At 43.4% G+C, this 22924-nt stretch carries 24 protein-coding genes; 14 read left to right on the top strand and 10 right to left on the bottom strand.

From position 1 onward, the window contains the following. Window positions 1-57: 57 nt before the first annotated feature. Window positions 58-483, top strand: a complete 426-nt coding sequence (locus tag DFP83_RS11545) for a c-type cytochrome (protein WP_110575893.1) — start codon at window positions 58-60, stop codon at window positions 481-483. A gap of 194 nt (window positions 484-677) precedes the next feature. Further along, window positions 678-3278: a sensor domain-containing phosphodiesterase gene (locus DFP83_RS11540; protein WP_110575891.1), complete on the top strand. Its 2601-nt coding sequence runs from the start codon at window positions 678-680 to the stop codon at window positions 3276-3278. On the opposite strand, the gene rep is transcribed toward DFP83_RS11540, so the two are convergent. Further along, window positions 3275-5296, bottom strand: a complete 2022-nt coding sequence (gene rep / locus DFP83_RS11535; RefSeq protein WP_181416414.1) for a DNA helicase Rep — start codon at window positions 5294-5296, stop codon at window positions 3275-3277. The genes DFP83_RS11540 and rep overlap by 4 nt on opposite strands. Before the next feature lie 95 nt (window positions 5297-5391). On the opposite strand from rep, the gene DFP83_RS11530 reads away from it, so the two are divergent. The 5 genes from DFP83_RS11530 (at window position 5392) to DFP83_RS11510 (ending at window position 9193) form a co-directional block, all read left to right on the top strand. Further along, window positions 5392-5643, top strand: coding sequence for an accessory factor UbiK family protein (locus DFP83_RS11530; protein WP_110575887.1), 252 nt, complete (start codon window positions 5392-5394; stop codon window positions 5641-5643). 14 nt (window positions 5644-5657) lie between these two features. After that, window positions 5658-6398 carry a ferredoxin--NADP reductase gene (locus DFP83_RS11525; protein ID WP_110575885.1) on the top strand — a complete coding sequence of 247 codons (741 nt, stop codon included), beginning with the start codon at window positions 5658-5660 and terminating at the stop codon, window positions 6396-6398. An 85-nt stretch (window positions 6399-6483) separates the two neighbouring features. Further along, complete coding sequence (locus DFP83_RS11520) at window positions 6484-7377, top strand: magnesium chelatase domain-containing protein (protein ID WP_110575883.1); 894 nt, start codon at window positions 6484-6486, stop codon at window positions 7375-7377. A 112-nt stretch (window positions 7378-7489) separates the two neighbouring features. Next, complete coding sequence (locus DFP83_RS11515) at window positions 7490-8080, top strand: hypothetical protein (protein WP_110575881.1); 591 nt, start codon at window positions 7490-7492, stop codon at window positions 8078-8080. A gap of 135 nt (window positions 8081-8215) precedes the next feature. Continuing rightward, window positions 8216-9193, top strand: a complete 978-nt coding sequence (locus DFP83_RS11510) for an SH3 domain-containing protein (RefSeq protein WP_110575880.1) — start codon at window positions 8216-8218, stop codon at window positions 9191-9193. On the opposite strand, the gene DFP83_RS11505 is transcribed toward DFP83_RS11510, so the two are convergent. From DFP83_RS11505 to DFP83_RS11485, 6 genes are all read right to left on the bottom strand, one after another. Next, the gene (locus DFP83_RS11505; protein WP_110575878.1) at window positions 9174-9437 is read right to left on the bottom strand and encodes a hypothetical protein; all 264 of its coding nucleotides are present in this window, start codon (window positions 9435-9437) and stop codon (window positions 9174-9176) included. The genes DFP83_RS11510 and DFP83_RS11505 overlap by 20 nt on opposite strands. A gap of 107 nt (window positions 9438-9544) precedes the next feature. Beyond that, window positions 9545-10306, bottom strand: coding sequence for an HNH endonuclease family protein (locus DFP83_RS11500; RefSeq protein ID WP_110575876.1), 762 nt, complete (start codon window positions 10304-10306; stop codon window positions 9545-9547). A 144-nt stretch (window positions 10307-10450) separates the two neighbouring features. Then, window positions 10451-10738 carry a hypothetical protein gene (locus DFP83_RS13510; protein ID WP_126753159.1) on the bottom strand — a complete coding sequence of 96 codons (288 nt, stop codon included), beginning with the start codon at window positions 10736-10738 and terminating at the stop codon, window positions 10451-10453. Between the two features lie 112 nt (window positions 10739-10850). After that, entirely contained in the window at window positions 10851-11204 is a 354-nt protein-coding gene (locus DFP83_RS11495; RefSeq protein WP_110575874.1) for a hypothetical protein, read from the bottom strand. Between the two features lie 62 nt (window positions 11205-11266). Beyond that, window positions 11267-11491 (bottom strand): hypothetical protein, encoded by a 225-nt coding sequence (locus DFP83_RS11490; RefSeq protein ID WP_110575872.1) that lies wholly within the window; start codon window positions 11489-11491, stop codon window positions 11267-11269. Then, window positions 11481-13034, bottom strand: coding sequence for an anti-phage dCTP deaminase (locus tag DFP83_RS11485; protein WP_110575870.1), 1554 nt, complete (start codon window positions 13032-13034; stop codon window positions 11481-11483). The genes DFP83_RS11490 and DFP83_RS11485 overlap by 11 nt, the downstream gene beginning before the upstream one ends. Window positions 13035-13127: 93 nt before the next feature. Between DFP83_RS11485 and DFP83_RS11480 the strand changes: the two genes are divergently transcribed. Next, complete coding sequence (locus tag DFP83_RS11480) at window positions 13128-14270, top strand: three-Cys-motif partner protein TcmP (protein ID WP_157981554.1); 1143 nt, start codon at window positions 13128-13130, stop codon at window positions 14268-14270. An 18-nt stretch (window positions 14271-14288) separates the two neighbouring features. Here the strand turns inward: DFP83_RS11480 and DFP83_RS11475 are convergent, their stop codons facing one another. Then, window positions 14289-14612, bottom strand: coding sequence for a hypothetical protein (locus tag DFP83_RS11475; protein WP_110575866.1), 324 nt, complete (start codon window positions 14610-14612; stop codon window positions 14289-14291). 114 nt (window positions 14613-14726) lie between these two features. Between DFP83_RS11475 and DFP83_RS11470 the strand changes: the two genes are divergently transcribed. Both DFP83_RS11470 and DFP83_RS11465 read left to right on the top strand, forming a co-directional pair. Continuing rightward, a complete protein-coding gene (locus DFP83_RS11470; RefSeq protein WP_110575864.1) occupies window positions 14727-15482 on the top strand; it encodes a DUF5131 family protein in 756 nt (251 codons plus the stop codon). Between the two features lie 31 nt (window positions 15483-15513). After that, window positions 15514-16833 (top strand): three-Cys-motif partner protein TcmP, encoded by a 1320-nt coding sequence (locus DFP83_RS11465; RefSeq protein WP_157981552.1) that lies wholly within the window; start codon window positions 15514-15516, stop codon window positions 16831-16833. Window positions 16834-16941: 108 nt separating this feature from the next. Here DFP83_RS11465 and DFP83_RS11460 read toward each other — a convergent pair whose 3' ends face one another. Then, window positions 16942-17817: a WYL domain-containing protein gene (locus DFP83_RS11460; protein WP_110575860.1), complete on the bottom strand. Its 876-nt coding sequence runs from the start codon at window positions 17815-17817 to the stop codon at window positions 16942-16944. Between the two features lie 249 nt (window positions 17818-18066). Here DFP83_RS11460 and DFP83_RS13555 point away from each other — a divergent pair, with 249 nt between their 5' ends. The 4 genes from DFP83_RS13555 to DFP83_RS11445 all read left to right on the top strand — a co-directional run bounded on the left by DFP83_RS13555 (window position 18067) and on the right by DFP83_RS11445 (window position 20758). Then, entirely contained in the window at window positions 18067-18237 is a 171-nt protein-coding gene (locus tag DFP83_RS13555) for a hypothetical protein (RefSeq protein WP_006953910.1), read from the top strand. Between the two features lies 1 nt (window position 18238). Then, complete coding sequence (locus DFP83_RS11455) at window positions 18239-18577, top strand: YegP family protein (RefSeq protein ID WP_110575858.1); 339 nt, start codon at window positions 18239-18241, stop codon at window positions 18575-18577. Between the two features lie 190 nt (window positions 18578-18767). Further along, window positions 18768-18965: a carbon storage regulator CsrA gene (gene csrA, locus DFP83_RS11450; protein WP_110575856.1), complete on the top strand. Its 198-nt coding sequence runs from the start codon at window positions 18768-18770 to the stop codon at window positions 18963-18965. 83 nt (window positions 18966-19048) lie between these two features. Further along, window positions 19049-20758 carry a hypothetical protein gene (locus tag DFP83_RS11445; protein WP_110575854.1) on the top strand — a complete coding sequence of 570 codons (1710 nt, stop codon included), beginning with the start codon at window positions 19049-19051 and terminating at the stop codon, window positions 20756-20758. Window positions 20759-20763: 5 nt separating this feature from the next. On the opposite strand, the gene DFP83_RS11440 is transcribed toward DFP83_RS11445, so the two are convergent. Then, window positions 20764-21519, bottom strand: coding sequence for a hypothetical protein (locus tag DFP83_RS11440; protein ID WP_126753158.1), 756 nt, complete (start codon window positions 21517-21519; stop codon window positions 20764-20766). Window positions 21520-22924: the final 1405 nt, after the last annotated feature.

The raw sequence follows: 22924 nt of genomic DNA, 5'->3' as shown, positions 1-22924 counted from the left end.
GGGTATAATCACTGGGTACTGGGTATAGTGTACCAGCCAGATTCTTAGGAGACACTCGTGAAACGATTGACGACACTTGCACTTAAAAGCCTTTCATTCGGCTTGGCCGCCTTAATTAGTTTTGGTGCCTCTGCTGCTGTTCAAGATGACATGTCAAAGGACGCTATTGCAAAACGTATTGAACCGATTGGCAAGGTTTATGTTGCAGGCGAAAGTGCAGGCAATGAAGCTGCCGCCAGTGGTCCTCGCTCGGGTGAGGCAGTCTACGGCCAATACTGTACTGCGTGTCACACTTCGGGCGTCATGGGCGCACCAAAGATCAATAATGCAGAAGACTGGGAACCGCGCCTTGCACAAGGCATGGAGACTGTGTTGAAGCATGCGATCAATGGCTTCAATGCAATGCCACCGAAAGGCACCTGCTCTGATTGTTCTGACGAAGAGATTCAAGCAGCAATTGATTACATGACTGCAGAAATCTAACTAACTGCTTCATCAGTAAGCGAATAATATGAGCCATCGCAATTTGCGGTGGCTTTTTTGTTTATATAAGCGGCAATTTCTTGCAACCCACTGGTTATAGTTTATACTTTACGTTTGTTAATAATTGTAACAACCCAATAAGTAAAACAATAAATAACTATAATTAAAAGTGATGGTTAGGGAGTCCCCGCATCATGGCGGCATCTAGTGGGCCGGACAATAATCAAACTGCGCTTGTTCGAGAAAACAAAAAGCTCACTAAGGTTATTGAACGCCTAAAACGGCTTACATACAGTTATCGATCAGCGGAAGTTGTGCAGAAGGCACTGTTTCGTATTTCAGAGCTTGCAGCTTCTGCGCGCAGCATGGATAACTTTTACCAATCAGTGCACGCCATCATCGGCGAGTTGATGTATGCTCGCAACTTCTACGTATGTCTTTATGAGCCTGAAAAGAAAGTCGTTAACTTTGCCTATTTTGTTGATGAGCGTGATGAGAAACATGCGATTGAACAAATGCCGATGACTTCTCTAGCGCGTGGGCTTACGGGCTACGTCATGCGCACGGGACAGTCGTTGCTATGTCCGCCCGAGACATTCCAGCAATTATTAAAGCAGGGTGAAATCGAAGAGATGGGTTCGGCACCTATCGATTGGCTTGGCGTACCGTTAGTTTCCGGTAACAACGTTATCGGTGCCATGGTGGTGCAAAGTTACCATCAAAACCATCGTTATGAAGATAATGACAAAGATCTACTGACTTTCGTATCTCAGCATGTGGTTAATGCGTTAGAGCGGTTAAAACAAAAAGAAATCTTACAAAATGAAATTGCTCATCAAACCGCTGAACTGCGCCATGCGAATGAGAGTTTGATGAAGGAAATCACGGTTCGAGAGAAAGTCGAACAGCAAACCTCTGTGCTTTTTGCGATTTCTGAACTGACGAATACATCAGAAGACATGGGGACCTTTTACGAAGCATTGCATAAGCAAATCGGCACACTCATCCACGCCGATAACTTTTATGTTGCCTTGGTCTCATCGGATAAAAAATATATCCGCTTTCCTTACCATAAAGATGAACGCGATAATAAAGCCGAACGACGACGGATAGGTAAAGGACTTACCGAATATGTCATGCGCAAAGCAGAACCTGCCTTTATTGATGCTGAAAAACGCGCCCAACTGACTCAAGAAAAAGAAATCAATCTCACCGAAGACACGGGTATTGTCGCCAAGCAATGGCTTGGTAGCCCACTGGTATTGGATGGCAAAGCGTTTGGTGTGATTGCCGTACAAACATATGATGACGAGTTTTTATATAAGCATGAAGACTTAGAATTGCTGAACTTTGTTTCTCAGCATGTTGCGGTCGCGATTGAGCGCCGACGTGCAAATGAAGAGATCCAGCGGGTAAACCAATTCTTGGAGAAAAAGGTCGAAGAGCGCACTGAAGAATTGGTGTCTGAGATCGAGCGACGTAAAAAAATTGAAGCCCGATTATTCCATGATGCGCATCATGATAGCTTAACTGGGTTGCCGAACCGCGCTTTATTTACCGAAAGCTTGCAACAGGCGTTGGCTCATCAACGCCGTCATCCGGAACACTTTTTTGCAGTGCTCTTTCTGGATTTGGATCGCTTTAAAACCATCAACGATACGTTGGGCCACTCGGCAGGAGATGAGTTTCTGCTCGATGTAAGCAAACGTATTCAACTCTGCGTGCGCGAGAACGACTTAGTCGCGCGACTAGGCGGCGATGAGTTTGTTATTTTATTAGATACGATGTCCTCGGTGGATGATGCGCGCGAGATCGCCAAACGGATTATTTCTAGTTTAAATGAGCCGTTTTTATTAAATGGACACGAGCACTATTCGGGAGCGAGTATTGGTATCGCGATGTGCGACGATGCCCAAGACTCAGTTGAACGTTTACTGCGTGACGCCGATGCAGCGATGTATGAGGCAAAGTCTCAAGGTCGTGGGCGTTATGTTGTGTTCGACAACACGATGCATCGTACTTTAGTGGAGTCGGTTAAGCGCGAACGTGCGTTGCGTCACGCGCGAATCGATCAAGACTTCTTTGTCGAGTTTGAAGTCATCGCCGATATTGCCGGCCGTAAAAAACATGCATCAGAAGCATTCTTGCAGTGGAATATCGAGAGTAATCGAGTGAAAACGTCTGATTATCTCGCGCTCGCCGAGAAAACCGGTTTAATCGTTAAACTCGATCAATACTTACTCAAACGTTGTTGTGAGCACTTATTGACTTCAGGTCAAGAACACGAGTGTATTCACCTTAATCTCTCGGTTCGTCACTTACTCAAGTCAGGTTATATTCGCCAGCTACTGAATATTGTCGAGCGTTACAGAGTGAATCCTTCACGGTTGGTGTTGGAGTTTTCTGAAACCGCGTTGACGCAAAATGATAAGCGCTCGGTAGCCAGTTTAAGGCGGTTATCACAAGCGGGCTTTAAGCTAGTGATTGATCACTTTGGGCGAGGTGCTGGTCCATTGCAATTTTTATATAACTACCCGTTCTCTAAACTTAAGTTAGATCAGGATTATGTTCAGCGATTAGAAACGAGTGGGCGTGCCCGTGCAATGCTCCGCCATGTCGCTACCTTATGTGACGAGTTAGAAATAGAACTCTATGCTGCGGGCGTTAATAATGAGTCCTTGGCGAATATTTTAAGTGAGCTAGGCGTTGAGTTCGGGCAGGGGACCCACATAACCCAACGTCTCAAATCTAGTCAGGTTCGCACTAAAACAACGGCGGACGGCACGTTAAATTAAGACGGCTTATTCAGTGCGTTTTTCAACATCTCTAAGCCTCGTTGGCGAGATGTCTCACGTTCTTCTTCACTCGGTTTACGTTTGTCGTGCTCCCACGCGATATCGTCTTGTGGGAGTTCAAGCAAGAAGCGGCTCGGCTGCGGTTGAAATACTTCACCAAATTGACGGCGTTCTTTTGCCAACGTAAACACTAAACGCTCCTGAGCACGAGTGATACCAACGTAGGCAAGGCGGCGTTCCTCTTCAATGTCATTGCCATCAATACTGCTTTGATGAGGCAGTAAACCTTCTTCCATGCCTACCAGAAAAACAAAAGGAAACTCGAGCCCCTTTGATGCGTGCAGAGTCATAAGCTGCACTTGATCAAACTGTTCGTCATCCTCGTTGCGCGACATCATATCGCGCAGACACAGCTTAGCGACGGCCTGCTCCAGCGTGATGGGTTCGTACTCTTCATTACCCGCGAGCATATCAGAGACCCATTTATGGAGCTCATAGACGTTTTTTACACGCATTTCGGCAGCTTTAGCACTCGGACTTGTTTCAAATAGCCAGTCGTCATAACCAATGTCTGCCAGCAAAGTGCGTACAGCCACGGCAGCACTGTCGTTATGGTCGGCTTCTCGCGCAGCGTTTTTAATCATCTGAGCAAAGGTATCAACTGCGTTAAAGGTCTGCGTATTCAATAAGGTTTTTAAGTGAATCGAGTCGCACGCTTCTAAAAGGCTACAACCGAGCTGTTTAGACAGCTCACCGATGCGTTGCACGGTTTGTGGACCGATACCGCGGCGTGGCACGTTTATAATACGTAGGAACGCTGTATCATCAGCAGGGTTAACCAACAGGCGCAGGTACGCCATAATGTCTTTTACTTCCGCGCGTGCAAAAAACGACTGCCCACCCGTGATTTTGTAGGGAATCCGGTTGCTCATCAACGCTTTTTCAAACAACCGAGACTGATGATTGCCGCGATATAAAATCGCAAAGTGATGGTAAGGCGTCTTGCTTAAAAATCGCTGCTTTACGATTTCGGCGACAACACGCTCTGCCTCGTGCTCTTCATTACGACCAAAGATAACGCGCAGCGATTCGCCGTACTGCTTGTCCGAGAACAGCTTCTTTTCAAACACGTGGGGATTATTTTCTATAAGAATATTAGCTGCTTTTAGGATACGGCCATGAGAGCGGTAGTTCTGCTCCAACTTCACCACTTTCAAAGCTGGGAAGTCTTGCTGCAAAAGCGCGAGGTTTTGTGGTTGTGCGCCGCGCCATGAGTAAATTGATTGATCGTCATCGCCAACGACGGTAAAGCGTGCGCGTTCGCCGACAAGGAGTTTGACCAACAGATACTGGCTGGTATTTGTGTCTTGATACTCATCGACGAGCAGGTAACGAAATTTCTTTTGCCAACGCGCACGAACATGTTCGTTGCGTTTTAATAATTGGCTCGGTAAGCGAATTAAATCATCAAAATCGACTGCGTTACAGGCGAGCAGGTGCTTTTCGTATTGTGCAAATACCGTAGCAAACTGACGATCATCTTCGGTTGCTGCCTCTTGTAATGCTTGCTCGGGCGAGGTCATGGCATTTTTCCATTGGCCAATGCGATGTTGGCACTTCTGAATGACTGCTTTATCGCCTGCCCAGGCGTCCTCGGTTAAGCCATTGAGCAGCGCGTAAGTGTCCTGATCGTCAAACAGTGAAAAGCCGGGTTTGAGTCCTAACGCGCTGAGCTCTCGTCGAATGATATTAAGACCGAGTGTATGAAAGGTCGACACTGTTAAACCGCGTGCGCCGCCGGGTCCCATGGTTTGGTTTACCCGTTCGCGCATTTCGCGTGCGGCTTTGTTGGTGAACGTCACCGCAGCAATTTGTCGAGCTGTGTAAATATTCTCGCGTATGAGATAGGCAATTTTCTCAGTAATTACGCGGGTTTTCCCACTTCCTGCGCCCGCTAAAACGAGTAAAGGACCCTGCACATAGTGAACGGCTTGTCGCTGACGATCGTTTAACATTATTAAGGCTCGGTTAGGAGTGGTACAATAAATCAAGAGCGGCGATTTTAGCGTACTTTTGTCTGAGCCCAAACGGTTAAATTGATTAAGGATCCCTTATGGACAACAAGACCATTGAAAACATTGCTAAACAAATTAGCGAGAGCATGCCAGCGGGCGTAAAAGAATTAGCCGGCAATGTCGAACAACGTGTGAAACAAACCTTGCAGTCGCAGTTATCTAAGCTGGACTTGGTTACACGCGAAGAGATGGACGTGCAACAACAGTTGTTACTGCGTTTGCGCGAACGCGTCGAACTATTAGAGCAGCAGGTTGCTGAGCAGAATAAGCAAGACGATACGCAAGAGTAAGGGTAGCGAGTACGATGATTCAATGGATTAGCGGTAAAGTCGTTGAGAATTTTCAATGGAGTGACAGTGTTTTTAGCCTACGCGTAATCACTGAATCATTTGACTTTAAGGCCGGGCAGTTTGTGCGATTAGGATTAAATGTAGGCGGCGAGCAGGTTTTGCGGGCTTATTCGGTCGCCAGTGCACCGAATGAGTCTATTCTCGATTTTGTGATTGCAAAAGTCGAGGGTGGATTGCTGAGTCCTTTACTAGCGGAGCTAAAGCCGGGCGATGAAGTCAATATCACTCAGCCGGCAGGCGGCTTTTTTACGCTGGATGAGGTACCCGATGGCGATGACCTTTGGATGCTCTCAACTGGCACGGGCATTGGTCCTTTTATTTCTATGCTGCGCACCGAACAGCCATGGCGTCGGTTCAAACGCATTGTGCTCGTGCACGGCGTCCGTGAAGCACAAGACCTGACCTATCGCGAGTTTATCAACGAGTGCCAGCAACGTTATCCAGGACAGTTAGTTTATCAGCCGATCGTATCCCGCGAGTCGCTGCCCGAAGCGCTTTCAGGTCGGATTCCCGATTTAATCGCGAGTAGCGAATTACAAGATGCCTGTGGCATCAACTTTACCGAGCGTAGTCAGGTCATGCTATGCGGTAATCCCGACATGATTCAATCATCGCGTGAGCAACTCAAAGCGCGCGGCTTGGAAAAGAATACGCGTCGTAAGCCCGGCCAAGTGACCTCAGAAAACTATTGGTAATCGCTCTGTCGACAACGAAGTCTGCTTGAGCTGACATCAAAGTTATCCGTGTATCGCTATGCTCTCCTTATTTGCGAGAGAGAGCATGGCTACTGCAACTGTTTTTACCCGCGCCAGTATTGGTATTGAAGCCCCCGAAGTACGTGTGGAAGTTGACCTCGCCCGCGGATTACCGACCTTCACTATTGTAGGAATGCCCGCGACATCGGTGAGAGAAGCGAGAGATCGTGTAAAATCAGCGATTCTGAATGTCGGTCTCGAGTTTCCCGCGGCAACGCGCATTATCGTCAACTTGGCTCCGGCTGAAATACCCAAGCAGGGCGCTCGTTTCGACTTGGCTATTGCAGTAGGTATTCTTGCCGCTTCCGATCAGCTTGATGCGAGTCAACTGGCGCAATTCGAGTTTTACGGAGAGCTCGCTTTAGCCGGAAATACGCAGGCGGTGTCTGGTCTTATACCCGCATTAATTGCCGGCAAGCGTGCCGGCCGTGCTGCTTTTGTGCCCTCTACTAATGCCGCCGAGGCAGGGTATGCAGCGCAGGGGAACCACTTTTTAGTGCCCGATTTGGCTGCACTGTTCGAGCATTTACAGGGACACAATCAACTCAGCGGCGCAGAAAACGATAAGCCGCATTCGTCGCAAGACAACGATGTGGGTGATCTCGCGGATATTATCGGACAAACACAGGCGAAACGGGCGCTACTTATTGCCGCGGCAGGTCGTCACCACCTGCTCTTTGTCGGGCCGCCTGGGACCGGTAAAACAATGCTCGCGCAACGCTTTCTAACTATTCTCCCCACCCCGACTCATAATGAGGGCATGCAGATCGCATGTATTAAGTCATTGGTCGAGACACACCTTACGCCGCAACAACTCACGCAACGCAATTTGCGCATGCCGCACCATACCTGCTCGGCGGCGGCATTGGTCGGTGGTGGTTTGTCAATTCGCACAATAAATTCTAAATTCGCAAAATAGACGCTACTCAATTTATTCGAATGAATGAGTTATAGAATGCCTTAAGATTAGGACGTATAGTGTTTTTTGCATGCGGCTTATGCTTAATAATAAAGGCAATATAAGAGTACTTATGAAAGAGCAATGGAAACTAAGCTTAATATCTATTTTAACAGGACTTGTTTTAGGGGTGGCAATAGCCACTTTTTTTCGTTGGGATTTATCTTCTCAAATTAATTGGCAGGCTATTAGTGCCGTAGCTACTGCAATTGCGGCAGCGGCAACCGGTTTTGCTGCTTATGTCGGTTTGCGGGCGGTTGATAATTGGAAACAAGGAAACCTTCATAAGGGAGCGGTAGAGTCAATTCTTGTATTTGAGAATGCAGCTGACAACTTTAAAAATGCTTTGGAGAATTTAGAATTTCACTTGATTCGAGGAATCAAAGAGACCGAGCCTACCGGCGAGGCAAAGAAGCGAAAGGATATTGAGCATCAAGCATTAGTGAAAGTAGCCCTGCAACGTGAAGATGAATATGAAAAACTAAGAAAGCAGCTATTGTTCTATGCGCCTAGCGAAGAAGCCCTTTTGACCGCTAATCAAATCCATCGCTCTTTTGATGGAATGGATTGGGCTCCGGGGAGCAGTAGAAGATTTAAACATGTTGAAGTCGCTTTCACGCCTGTTTTTACCAGACTAGAACGCATAAAAGATAAGTTCAGATAGTTTGTTTAAACTGTGCTTTGTCCAAATACCGAATTATTATAGGAGAAGGCTGTTGAGGGCCTTCCAAAACAAGCCACTAAAGGCATTCAAGTTTGGTAAGCTAACTCTATTCTTTATTTAGCGGAGTCATCGCCTATGACAACAGCTTCCGGTAAAAACAATGAGTATATTTTAAGGCTTGAAAAGCAAATTAGACAGGCTCAAGCAATCACAGCTTCCAGTAAGCAGCTCTTAAAGGCTAATGCGCTTATTGATGGGGCCCTTGGAGAAAGCACTGCGTTAGCGAGAGCATCAGCACAGCTTGTGCCGCAGTCAGAAAATTTAAGAACTATTCGTAGTGGGGTTGGGGCTTTTTTAGGCATACAAAGCTCGCTTACTGAAAAACTGAACCTTGCGTATCCAGCTGAGCTGCTTGAACATATTACGATGGTTAGCCAGGCTACTCGAATATCAAAAAACGATTCTGTTATAGCGCTTCGTGCGGCAGCTTTGACGTCACAGTTTGATACGCAATATTTATCAGAAATAGAGCTCCCTCAAGCTCACTTTATTTCAGAGCGGGTCTCAAATCTAATAAAGAATTTCTACTGTGATATAGAATCAGATTATCCAGTAGAAGCTGGAGATATTAAGGGGGCCGCGGAAGCTTTAGAGTTGGTATACCCAAAGTCCAGTTCCGAGAACTTTAGCCTAGTCCATGCTATTGCGGCATTAAGCCTTTTGATATCAATTATTGCTCTTTATTATGACATGACAGATCATTATGGTAACAAGAAGTTCCAAGAGCAGCTGTTAAGCTCTCAAACAGAAATTCTTGGACAAATGTATGAGCTAAGTAGCCATATTGCGTTAGCCCTGCCTGCAGAACCGGAAGCGCAAAGTGACATGACAGAATATGTCGTCGTAAGAGCAGTAAACTTGAGAACTGAATATCACACCGGAAAAGGCTCCCATGTTATAACCACTTTAATGCCTAACCAAAAAGTTGAACTGCTAAAGCAGGCGGAACACCCAAACAAAAAATGGATATATGTGGGGTACAGAGATAACATCGAGGGCATCCCTCGCACCGGGTGGGTTTATAAGAAGTACCTTAAGCGCTTGGAGCGCTAGAGGCCTGAATGCTTTTTACCTTATTTACTAACTCTTTGAAACACACTTCGCACAAGTCAAAGTGGAATGAATCACCGTCCTGATTTGAGCCATAGCCATATGACGCATTCAGCATTCCATAGTCACTAAAATCGTTAAGGTTGTCGCGATGCTTTTTTTGGGAGTCAGGAACAACGCTAGTACCGCAGGCATCACAAAGAATATCAGTAACAACCTCTACTGACTGATTTGCTGTTTTTTTCATCGCAGATCCCTCAATAACAGTGTTCAAACCCAATATAGCCTATCAATTGGATACAGGCTTTCATGGATAGTAGCCTTCCTTAAGCTAAGACAAACTACGGCACCTAATTAGCATTTTGAGTTAACAATCACCTTAACACGGCTACGGACAGCTTCAGGAAACTCGTACTTCAATAGCACACGGTAAAATCTTGTCCCGTACTGGCAGTGGAATTTTTCATTAGGGGGCAGCCAGCTATCGGGACCTTGGGCTCCTTTACTGCGGTTTAAACTTGCGCTTACCGCAAAAAGGTTGATTGGATCATTGGCGAATCTGTCTCTTTCTGAGTCAGACCATGAGGAAGCACCATGTCGCCAGGCCCAGGCTAAAGGTACCAGGTGGTCGATGTCCATTTTAGAAGAATCAAAAAAGACAGTACCTGAATATGGGTCGTTCCATCTGCCTCTTATAACGCGACAACCGTCACTAGACTTTGTTGTTGGTCCCGTTGAAAGCTCCAACAAAAGTTCGTGGCGTGTATTGAGGCAATCGCCGTCTTCATCCAGCCAGCCGGCAAAAGCACTCCTGGAATACTCGCTGGATGAGCTTAACTCAGGTGAGCTTCTTGCGCTTGGTGCTTTCCGTCCTTTAGGAAGCCGGCCTCCGGCATCAAGACATGCGGTAATTGAATCGTACGCTTTGAAGTTCTTTGTCCGTTTATAATAAGGACTAGAGGTGTCGTGACATATCTTGCTGCTACTCATTTTAACCGCCGGGGTTTGAGCGTCAGCCGTTACCGGTGTAATAGAAAGAAGTAAGGCAGCCGATACGATAACGGCAGTAATGAGAGATTTGTAGGCTCTTGTTATCAAGTGTGTGATGCGTTGCACTTTTTCATATCCCTTTGAATTATTTTACAGCAGCTATATCAGCACTGCCCAGTTCAGACTATTTTGTGATGACGAACTGATGATAGGTACAAGCTTACCGATGAAAATGCAGCAGTCAGCACTATGACGGGCAGGTTTGATGGTTTAATAGCCGTTGCAGGCGCAGCCGGGGCCTTTGGTGCAAGTTTTGCTCTTAGCTATGCAGGAGTCGCCGCAAGCTTTGCCTTTCTTGCAAACTTTGCAGCATTTTTTGGAATCAGCTAGCAAACTATCAGAAGATGAGATTCCCTCGGGCGAGGCGCAGTTTGTTTGGTTATCAATTGCTGCCGAAGCTTCTATACTGGGAGCTACGCCATGTTTATCACTACTGCTATCCGCCTGTGCCAAACCAAAAGCCATTAAAAGGGTTAACAGTAAAAGTAAATTTCTCATGAGATGCCTCGTTTGTTATTAACTTAAGCAGTATTGGTGGGCTTTTGGTTTTTGGCAAGTTTTAGAGACGCCTCAGCTCCATGTAAGGCTATAGAGTCGAAAATTTTTAACTTTAGTAGGTAAGAAATACAGAAACCAAATACTGGACTAAATGATAAACACCAAACATTATCAACGAGACAGAAAAAACTGAAATAGAGACTGCTTTTACACTTGGATCGGTATTGGTAGCAGAAGTAGAAGGAAACAACGCCCAAGTCAATTTGTTAACTTTGTAATTAATCCAGTTGAACAGTAACGCAAAACACACCCATTTCAATATTTCTAGAGTAGTTGAATCGGCCTTCTCCGCTGCAGCTTCAAAAAGAGCAGTTGCTCCAACATACCCAATAAATTTAAACCAAGTTTCAGCTAGATTTGCATGCGCTTCTTGAGTGACTAGCTTCTCAACTAAACTTTTATCCATTGGGTATATTATTCTGATATGGGGCTATTTGTGAATGGTTGTAGGAATAGTTTACCCAAAGACTAAAGATCGAAGTAAGCGGTAACGCTTCTAAAAACTCGCTCTTGAAAAGCTGCCATATCATTCTTCTGCTTACTAGATACAGCAGCAAATAAGTCCACCACATTGGAGGAAGAGCTAGCTTCATTTTTTTCGATAACAGTGCACTTTAGGGTCTGATCTGGACACTGTTCCAAAGGCAACGTCAGCTGACAATATGACTCTTTTTGTACTTTCTTATCCATCATTACCTTGCCTCAGTCGAGCAACTTCTAACCGTTCATGCATAGTATAGTCATCGAGTGATACTCTAACAACTGGTTTTGCAGTTTTCTTATCAAACGGCTCAACCTTTCCATCCTTTTTACGACCTTTCTCAATTCGAAATAATTTGAGTATGTTCTTGGGAGCTACTCCCATGTATTGAAGAAAGTTAACTTTGTCAGAGGACTCTGTCGAATCGATAGCATCTGAATGTAAGTCTTGAGCTAAACTTTTTGGGTATGGCTCGATAAAAAATACCTTTTTTATGCCACTTGCGACAATGTGCCTGGCACAGGAGTGGCATGGATACGTTGTGCAGTAAAGGGTAGCTCCTATTAACCCTGGCTTGTTAGTTCTTGCAATCGAAATGATAGCGTCCATCTCAGCATGGACAGCCCTTGAGTATTCAATAAGAGACTTAACATCTGTAGATTTCACGGCGTCGATCACATCATCTTCAGTAGTCTCTTTCTGCAAAACCTTTCGCTTTTCTAATTCCACGTAAATATCTCGATACAGCTTATTCTTTCTTGCGTCATTATGGCACTCACCGTTTTTCCACGCATAACATCTTGAATCGCGAATAGAGGCTTTTGTTTCGACTGATTCATATAGACCTCCATTTGCTTTTGGAACATCATTTCTTCCTAAACCTATTAAATTTCCAACTTCATCAACTACTGCAGCACCAACTTGTCGAGATAGACAGGCAGAACGACAAGCCTCAGCATATGCTGAGTACATCGACGACTCATCCTTTGTAGGTGTTCTTTTTGGAGAGCCAAACATTACTTCGAGAAAACGTTGGACATCTAATTCTAGATTGTTTTTACTTTGAGTATCATTACGAATGAAAAAGTCAGACTGATGAAATACGTCCTTTACCTTCTGTCCATGGCGCTGACTTTCCGAATAATCGCGATCTATAATGCTCGTAGCACTAACATCAGATACTTGCAGATCTTTCAGCCTTTCCTTTCTAACCTGCAGAGGAGCAAATACACCGAATAACCAAAGAATATCTCCGTAAGTCCTTTTCAGTATTTTTAACTCTTCAGGATGTTTAATTGAATCAATAATATGAACCCATCGCTTCTGCTTGGGAATTGGTTTTTCGCTACCATCCCCGGGCTCCTGGAAGCCGTCATTATTATCTCTATTTTTAGCTATCTTAGATACTATTTTACTGGCAAGGTAACCGTTTCCGTATTTTTGCCTCAACTTGTCTCCAACAGTCTGATAGGTCTCTATACGAGTTGCAAAGTCTGCCGGTTTGCCAATTTCATCACCTACATTTTTACTATCATCTTTAATGATATCACTTGGCTTATACTTAAAAACTTTGTAATCAAACTCTGAGCTAAGTAGATCTTCCAGGAGCTTAGCTGTAGCTGTAACACCGGATGCGATTGGCCCCACAAGAGCTATTACTAACTCATCAGATAGCCGATCTTCATATTTCGGGACATTTCTCGGGAACGCATTTTCATACTCTTCTGGACCAGTCACATCTAGCTGCTGCTGCATATGAGCCTCTTTTATAAACTTAAATTTGGTTGATATAAGATAAGATTGGATATATGTTATTGCATTGATTGATTTTTCATTCAAGGTAATTTAGTGGCACATAGCAAAAAATTATGGGCTCTAGATCCACATACAAAAGGTAAGCATCTCGTATTAAAAGAATATTTAGATGCATGGTTACCGATTGTGGGTACAGTGAGTGATGAACTAGTCATCATAGATGGCTTTTCCGGACCAGGGGAATATGCTCAAGGGGAACCTGGATCTCCACAGATAATGCTGGATGCATTTCAAGAGCATAGCTATAAAAACCTTATACGCGGAAATGTCACATACCACTTCGTTGAGAAGCACCCTGAACGATTTATGCATTTAGAGCAGCTGGTTAGCTGTAAATACAAAAGTAGTCAAAAACGTTTGAAATACGAAGTGCATAATGAGTCATTCAACCAAGACTTATGTACTAACCTGCTTCAAACTTACGATTCATGTTCAGGCAAAAAATCATGTTTTATTATGATTGACCCCTTTGGTGTCTCTGATACTCCTATGGAGCTTGTTAAAAATTTAATAAGACGACCAAAAGTCGAAATATTTATTTCGATAATGTATGAGCATCTAAATCGTTTTAAAAAACAAAATGAGTTTCAGCCCCACCTAAACGCTCTTTTTGGCACCGACAATTGGCAAGAGATTATAGATATTGACGATTCCTCTGTAAGACACAGAAAGTTAGTGGAATTGTATAAGGAACAATTAAAGAAAAGTGGTGCATCACAAGTGATTCACTTTGATCTGTATCGTGGTAATAAACTGATCTATACCATATTTTTTGCGAGTAACCACTGGAAGGGATCGGACAAAATGAAAGCCGCGATTTGGAAAGCTATACCAGACGGTTCTTTTAGGTATGTTGGGGATGATGGGGGGTTGCTCAACAATAGCTATGATAAAGACTACAGCCTTCTGATAAATCAAATCCAAGAAAGATTACACGGCTTAATTTATACGGTCTCGGATATTTTGGAATACATAGGTTCAGATAGAACAGGCTTTCCCACTGGAGGAGTAAAAAAGAACGTCTTAAAACCCATGGAAAAAAACAACCTTATCGAGCCTATCAACGATAAACGAAAGAAAAAGTTCACATATCCCGACAATTTTCAGTTTAGGATACTTCCTAAAAAGGAACCGTCTTCCCCCGAAGCTCTAACTGAAAATATGTCTCTGATCTAATGCTACTGGTTCTCGATACTATCTGGAATAAAGGGCTAAAGTATGTACTTTTTTCAACGTGTCAGCTAAAGCTTTGGCATGCTTATCTGTACCATCCCATATTTCAGATATCACTTTTAAGACCGGTTCACATTGCGTTGCGTCATTTTGACTTCTAAGTTGCACATCATACTTTTTGGCCGCCTCCTCTATAGCTCTTCCCGGTCTTTGCCATTCTTGGTTGGCTATTCTAAATAAAGTAGACCTGCTAATTCCGGTTTTTTGAGATAACTCATCGTAGCTTCCTGCCTCTTCTAAGTCTCGTTTGACTAATTTACTTAACTGTTCTTTTACAGTTTTCATTTCATATTTTATTTTTATGTGGAATATGAGATAATATGTTATCGTTTTTTAATCTAGTTGTGCAAGTATTGACTTAGGCTGATAAATTACACTTGGAATGTTTTTGGAGAGCCCATGAGTACTAAAAGCAAAATTGAATGGACCGAACAAACTTGGAACCCGATGGTTGGATGTTCAAAAGTATCCTCCGGGTGCAAATATTGTTATGCCGAAGTTATGGCTCAAAGACTACAGGCTATGGGAACTCCTGGTTATGAAAATGGATTTAAACTTAATTTACTGCCAGAAAGATTAGAGCAGCCTTTAAAAAGGAAGAAACCCACAAAATATTTTGTTAACTCTATGAGTGATCTATTTCACGAAGAGGTTCCTTTTTCTTATATCGACAAAGTCTTCGATGTGATGGAGAGGACTCCCCAGCATATCTATCAAATTCTCACAAAACGCGCTGATAGGATGGCTGAATATTTTTTCAATAAGTCTGCTCCACGGAACGCATGGCTTGGTGTGACAGTTGAAAATCGAAAGCAGGGGTTACGGAGAATTGCAAAGCTTCGCTCGGTTGATGCTAACATTAGGTTCTTATCAGTAGAGCCGCTTTTAGAAGATTTAGGTGAAGTAGACTTTAGCGATATCCACTGGGTAATCGTAGGTGGTGAGTCAGGCCCAAATGCAAGAGAAATGAAGCCGGAATGGGCGGAAAATATAAGAATTCAGTGCGACGAACAAAATATAGCTTTTTTCTTTAAGCAATGGGGTGGTTGGGGAGCTGATGGTAAAAAACGTTCGAAAAAAGCCAACGGCAGACTTTTAAATGGAAAAACATGGGACGATATGCCAAGAATAGACGCAGCGGTATCATATTCTTGACACTTTTATAAGGCTAGGGAGAGTTCAGATAGTGGTAGCTAAAAAGGATAAGTACGCATGGCTTGAGGGTGCCCCGCCTCCGCCATTAGAAGAGCACAGTATTGTAAAGCACTCTATTATTTCTGAATATATCCATCGATACATTTGTACGCTACTGGCAGGTTATGCTTGGGATAAGTTAAAAATATCAATTGTAGATGGTTTTGCGGGCGGTGGAAAATACACTAATATTTTGAATGATAGTATAGAAAGCGGCTCTCCATTTCTTATATTAAACTCAGTACAAGAGGCTCAAGCTTACCTTGAAACTAAGTTTGAGCGTTCGAAAGAAGTCCAAGCAGAATACTACTTTGTCGAAAAAAACACTGAATACTTCCAGTTTCTCACTAGTGAGATAGCCAAGTCTCAACATATAGAAAAACTTAATAGAAATTTATTTTTATATAACAGTTCATTCCATGCTGTAGCTGATGAAATCATTAAAAAAATATCTGAGCGCAATAAAGCACAACGCTGCTTATTTGTACTCGATCAATTCGCGTATAAAGACGTACCTTTTCAGTATATTAAAAAAGTAATGACTCAGCTAAACAATAGTGAGGTATTGTTAACATTTGGTTTTGAATCTTTACAGAGTTTTTTATCTGATAATATAAAAAGCCGGAGCGCTATGAAGCGTATTGGTTTAGAGCCCTATATTGACTGGAATAGGTTGGAAGAGCTCAAGAGGAATGGCTTCTGGCACCATCTTATACAGGAACAGTTATCGCTTGCCATTAAAACTGCGTCTGGCGCTAATCATATGACACTATTTTTTATTGAACCTAAGAAAGGTTGGTCGTACTGGCTTGTGCACCTATCGAAGCAATATAAGGCTCGCTCGGTAATGATGGACATTCATTGGGACTCTGCTAATAAGTTTAATGGGAAGTTTAGCCATGTGATAGGTGATGGCCTGTTCGGACTAGGCTTTAAGGCTTCAAAGGTGCCAAAACAAGCTACATTTGAGTTTGATGATGTAATGGAGTTTGATAAGGATGGTCAACTTAGATGTGTTAACGCATTAACCAAAGACTTATCAAGGTTCATCTACAACAATCAGCCATTAACTTACCAATCTCTTCTCGCTAAAATTGGAGACTTAACAGCAGCTACAGAAGGTTCGATAAAAGAGGCTTTGCAAAACCTTATGAACTTTAAAGAAGTGAAAATAATAAATAACGAAACTAAAGTTCCAAGACGTACAGCCAAACAAGTAAAAGCAAATGATATATTAAGTTATCAACAACAGTCCCTTTTTTCGTTCGACGATTTAAAAATAATGACCTCTCCGCCTAAAAGAGAGACATGACGTCGATGATAAATCCATTGGGAAGTGAGTTAAGCAGAGACTTCGGTATGAAAAAATCATTACAGATAAGAACAAATAGTTAAGGTTACCAACGTTAGAAAGATGTCACTAAACGCCGTAGCCATGTATACCAGGAGCTAAACGTTTACTAGAAAAGTTTAGCTGTTGGCTGTTCTTTAGGTGTAGCAATATATGCTGTCCTGTGAGTGATGCATCTGGTGATGAGTCAATATTCCAGCTATCAAGTAAATACCCAGCTAACGCTTGTCTAATCCGCTTCTTTAGAATGCCAGACACCATCTGGTATTCGAACTCAATCATCGTTGCGACCTTCCCCAATCTAGGATGAGGTTGTAGTTCGAGCTCTACTATTGTGTTCCATGCGTCATCAACTGCTCTTTCTTCATGAGGTAAAATCTCATGAGACTTACATGGAGATAATGCGCTAACTCGGTTAATTACGAAATCACGAAACTCATTGCGCTTGCGGTCAAATGCCCTGACGTGCCAGCGAAGTCCGCTATCTGCAATCGAATGAGGTACAATTTGTCTTGTAGCGCCTTGCGGGGATGACTTGGATAGATAGTTAATGGTTATTGGGTACTTTCGTTTTATAGCTCTAGTAATGCCGGCCAAGATGTCCAAGTTAACATGGAATAAGCTATTTTTAACTGCAAATGGGTTATCCGTGGCATGTGCGAAGCTATCACCGAAACCATCAGTTAACGTGCTAAGGCATTTATTGATAGAAACTTCGATAACAGGTGATGCATTGTCTTGCCATTCATAGCGTCTGATATTAGGTCTGTAAATTAGGTTATCAGGAGCTATCGAATGGTAAAGCTGGAATGTACGGGTAGCGCTTGCCTCACTTATATCGAATCTTTTTACAAGGTCAGCTCGAGATACCACTCCGTAGAATCGACCTATAAACTCAATATGAGCTAATAATTCTTTCTGATAACCTGAAAGTTCGCTAGTCATGGCTGCCTCAATCTAATTACTCGATCAGTACGATCAAAAAAGATCTAAAAAACAGATCAAAATGCTTGACGTGCTCAGATTGATTAGTATTATCGTAGATACAGAAAAAAAGCCACTCTTTTTAGAGCAGCTTCTTTTCTGAGTTCATTAACCGGAGTTAATGGAACTACTGTTCGACGACATAAGTTTCTATCAACTCCCGGTTAGTGTCAAATTTTTTATATTTTGAACTAATTGAGGAGGCCTGCTATGGCTACCAATCCCCCTGTTGGTGATAATCAACGTCGCGGCGCAGTGCGCCAACGTTCTCAAACAGAAACCCCAAGCGGTCATTGGGTTAAGCGAGATGCCGTTACCGGTCGCTTCATGGATGTTAAGTCTGACGGAACGCCTTTCAAAGGCGTGAGAAAGGAGAAGTAACATGGCAGCACGGTATGAATTATTTAAAGGCATCGATAAGCAGTTTTACTTTCGTCTTATAGCCGCAAATGGTGAACAAATCCTTCGCAGTGAGGGGTATGCTTCTAAGCAAGGGGCTCAAAACGGGATAAGCTCAGTAAGAGTTAACAGCCCACTGGATGAGCAGTACGAGAGAAAAATCTCTACTAATGACCAGTATTACTTCGTACTTAAAGGCGGTAACTGGGAAATTATCGGTGTGAGTCAGATGTATACCACTAGAGACTCCAGAGAAACGGGAATTGCTTCGGTTAAAGCGAATGGGCCGGACGCTCCGACTCACGATTTAACTGGAGAGTAAGGACCGGAGGGCTGGTTTAGTCCAGCCCTTTCATCTAACCGGCTTGCTTGTCTCATTTTCTCAATGTGGTGAACCTCTGTTGTGAGATAATAGCTTTTGGATTTGTAGGCTTTTATTTAAAGCTCTGCACCTGCCTTTTTATTTTTTAAGGCTTTCGTTAAGCTTTAATTTTTCAACAGGGATAGTCGATATGTTAATTCTTACTCGCCGCAATGGTGAAACGTTAAAAATAGGCGACGATATCAGCGTTACCGTTCTCGAGGTTAAAGGGAACCAAGTACGTATTGGTGTTGACGCCCCTAAACATGTTGACGTTCACCGAGAAGAAATTTTTATACGCATTAAGTCTGAAAGTGACTCAAAGAAAAAGGTAATTACGGTTAAGTAGGTACCAGGCGAACAGTTTTCAGTACTTAACACCTAGACAATCAAGCCTTTCATTTATTTTTCGATGCAGTGGAAGGTAAGGCTGTGGCCGATAGCATACAGATTGAAGGACTCCCGGTTGATGACAAGGAGTGGCTTGTAAAGGAATATGGGGCATTAACCTGGAATGAGGCAGCTTCTGACGAACCCTTGGTTGATATTTTGCTGGAAAACACGGAAAGCGGTGAATACAAGTTTGCTCAGGTGGCTAAAAGCTATACGAAGTTGCTGGAAAAGGGCAGTATTTGGAAAAATGGCGAGTACTATAGTGAACGCACGGATTTAATTGAAACCATATTTGAATTTACAATTGATCCGCAAGGCAAAGGGAACTTTGTCAGCGCCTGGGAGCTGGAAGACAAAAGCAGTAGCCCTGAGGCAAGTCAGCACAAGCGTTATATATTACATCCGGATATATATCAGATCCCAGGTAGCTTTAAAGGGACAAAATTTTTTACTGTAACCACCAAATGTGGCATCGAGCTTTTAGCGAACTCTATAACTGTCTTTGATGATACGTACGGGGCATCCCAGTTTCTTCAGCAAACGGTCCTTGGTAGCTTTGCAAACGTGGCGCTGGAAAAGTTGGAATTCAAAAAGTTTGATACCACTGACTTCAGCAATACTCCTCAAAAGGGTGAATACAAACTAGGGCTCTCAAAAGAAGTGTATGACGATGATCGTTACCTTGTTTGGGGTCTAAAGTCACAACGATACACACAACGAACGGTAAATTATATATCCACGCAATTGAACCGAGAGCGCGACAAACCAACTTATCTGAATGTTCGCCCTTGGTTCGCTGGAACTCACAAATGGCTTGTGTCTGGCATTTGGCTAGTAAAAGGGGAACGGTTCCTGGCCTTAAAGATCCATAGGTATAAGCTTCCGGAGTGTCCTGATTTCTTTCTTATTCGCGAGAATAGTAATATCACTGATGAAAACGGGAATAAATCTGAAAAGAAGCGCAAAAAACGGACTAAGACTAAGAGTAAGAAGCTAATTGGAACCTCAAAGTCGAGACCTTCATCAAGCTCTATGGGGGAGGATCTCCGATTAGGTGAAATGGAGCACTGGGGCGAAACAGGTCTTCAAAAAGCTGTACCAAAAGAAAATAAAACAAAGAACACTCAAGTCAAACCAGTACCAACTCCAGAAAGTAAGGTGTTACCAAGTAATCAAAGAGGCGGTAATCCGAACGTTGGTAAGCTGAACCTCATCCATGAGGATGATGAGCCGAAAAAAGAGTTACCGAATACACTGAACTTATTATGGTCGGCGTTAAATCAATTGCCTGCCGAAAAATCCGCAAAAGTGTCTAAGCCTGCATCGTTAAATGGGCTCTATAGCGGTGTACTGACCTCCGGGCAGCTCATTTTAGTAGAGCCTGAACTATATGATGACTGGCTCTTCAGAAAAGAACATCGGCGCTTAAACAAAGAGATCTATACTGGTCTTCCCAAAAGGCGATTTGGTGTGTTCCAGATCTCATTCAGAGACATTAATTTCTTTTTTGTTTGTATTGAAAGGTTTAATAATGAGAAGTTTAGAACTGCTATCTTCCAAGCTTCCTCGACAAGTGATTTTTTAGATGCGTTACCTCAAGTATTAACTGGCATCGTTGACGTTAAGGGTGTTTGGAAAAGAGCAACTGGCATCGCTGGTAGTAGTGTTTCTTTGATAACCCATAGAGGCGATGAGACTGGTATTGCAAATCAGATTTATCGAAAACTGAAACGGATTACCACAAGCTAGTCGCATCACTTTTTTAAAATACGAGTTGGGGATGGCACCCAGAATGTATGACTTTTAAATGTGACTTCCAGGCCGTCGCCCACCTCCCTTATGTGAATTTTTGCATTTCTTGGAAGATAACAATCATGAAAGTAGTCAAGTGCGAAGAAAGTGTATACACGGAAAGCTTTTGAGCTTGGCTTATTTAAGCAACGCTTTAGAGCGGCAACAACTCCGCTTTCAGTGTTTAGTTTAGGCATGAACATTCCGAGGTTGGTGTTTGTTCGGGCGAAGCTGACAAATTTAAATATTGACGCACGCAGCCCAGGTGCTTCCCTTAATAGGCTTTCCAGCGCTTTCTGTGGGCTTTTCGCCCACCGGTTGTGATCGATCAGGTTTTTCATTGCTGATGTTTCAAAACGCAGTGTCCGTGCTTTAATGTTTCCTTCCTCAAGCTGACTTTTTCTAAGGCAAATATACTCAAGGATAGCGTCCTGAAGGACAGATGGCCGTGTTTCCCCAAGTATTGCCGTATTCATATCAATTGTTCGTAAATCCATCGCGGTGACGAGTAACCTCTCGTCAAATACGACCCCTTTACTTTCTAGGAATTGTCGCGGCATGGCGGAACGTCTTAAATATCCGCCATCGACTTTTGTAAGGAAACCGGGCGTCAGGTACCAGTCATTAGGAAATGGTTCAATTGTTTGAAAAAACAGGATGTAGCGATTCTGCTTATGGGCAGCATCGAAAGAATTGCGAGTTTTTTCTAACCAGTTCACAAACTCTATAAACAGTTTCCTTGAACCCGGCGTGTTAAGGCTTAAAGCATTTTGATGCTTTCTAATCTTATTAAGGCGTTTTGCGCTGCATAGATGACAGAGCGTTTTTTCTTTACCGGTTAACTCTACGTCACAACCGGTACAGTAATATTTTATGTTATCTCGACACCGGTAGCACATGAGTGCTCCACTATCGATTTCATAAAGCTTTCTGCGAATGCCGCACTTAGGGCACTTGGGGCGCAGTCTTGCACGACACGAGTCACAAATTAGTGAGCCCACCCCAACAGATAAACCTTGTGAAACGACGTCCATCTTTCCACAAAGAGAGCATTTTTTCTGCTCTTGTAGGTAACGATAGCAACTATTGCAGAATGGCCCGCTTGATGCGACTTTGCCGATCGGGCGCCCGGTTCGCCTGCATCGCACACAGGGTGTTACCTTCGTGTAGCAGTTACAGCATATACGCTTTTTATCACTGTAATGAATTCTCTTCTGTTTGTTGCATTCACTGCATACCGAATGTGGGAAGCATCGCAAGTAGCAGTTGAGGCAGTAACTTTCTTCTCGATAATGCCGAGTAATACGGTCCACAAATCGGCCGCATTGATCGCAGTGTTTTTCGTTAGAGTTTTCCAAGGCTATGCTTCCTGAGTAGGAGCTCCCAGCTTTTTTCTACCAAGGGGCGCGGACGAGGTGCTTTTTTAATAGTTATTGGGTTTTGTGGACAGGCTCGTTTGGTATTCGACTCAGGAGGCCATGTTAACCCCAAGAAGTTCAATACTGTTAATGGTGGAATCGTTAACAGCGAGGTCATAAAAGACGAGCTTAGGCCTTGTGACGAGAGCCTGGAGAGCTCTTGAGTCAATAAATCGCTATTGCCAATGTTACAGTACTTTAGGATAACTGAACGGCTCTCGACTGTTAAAAAATTAAAGTTTACCCCTCGGCAGGATGAGATCAATTTGCGATCTTTGGCGTCAACAAGTCCTGAGAAAATCGCTTTGTGTGTTGTCGACTTAGAAATCGATAACTTCCGCAAGGCTGCTATCCAAAACTCGAGCTGATGAAAAATATCCCGGGCATTTGTATTAGGGGCGGCTATCGATTGAATTAGCTCATTGGTTGTATTTAGGAGCCTGCTGCTAGCTTTTTTTGATGGTGCGGTAGTAAGGTCCTGATGACAATACATACACTCCGTTAAAGTTTTCTTTTTGAGTCTATGAGGCTCTATTGATTGTTTGCAGTGTGGACAGCAATCCAGCAGTTGGCAGAAATGTAGAGTGCAAACCGTTACAAAAGAAAGCCTCTGTAAATATCCCATTTATAACACAGTCATCTCATAGAATATTTATGCCGCAGTTCGGTACTCAAACGGTGTCATATCATTGAGTGAGTCGTGCGG

Origin of the sequence: Idiomarina fontislapidosi, assembly GCF_003226255.1 — a bacterium.
GTDB classification, from domain to species: domain Bacteria; phylum Pseudomonadota; class Gammaproteobacteria; order Enterobacterales; family Alteromonadaceae; genus Idiomarina; species Idiomarina fontislapidosi.
The sequence above is the reverse complement of the archived record's forward strand: the minus strand, read 5'-3'. Positions and strand labels throughout refer to the sequence as shown.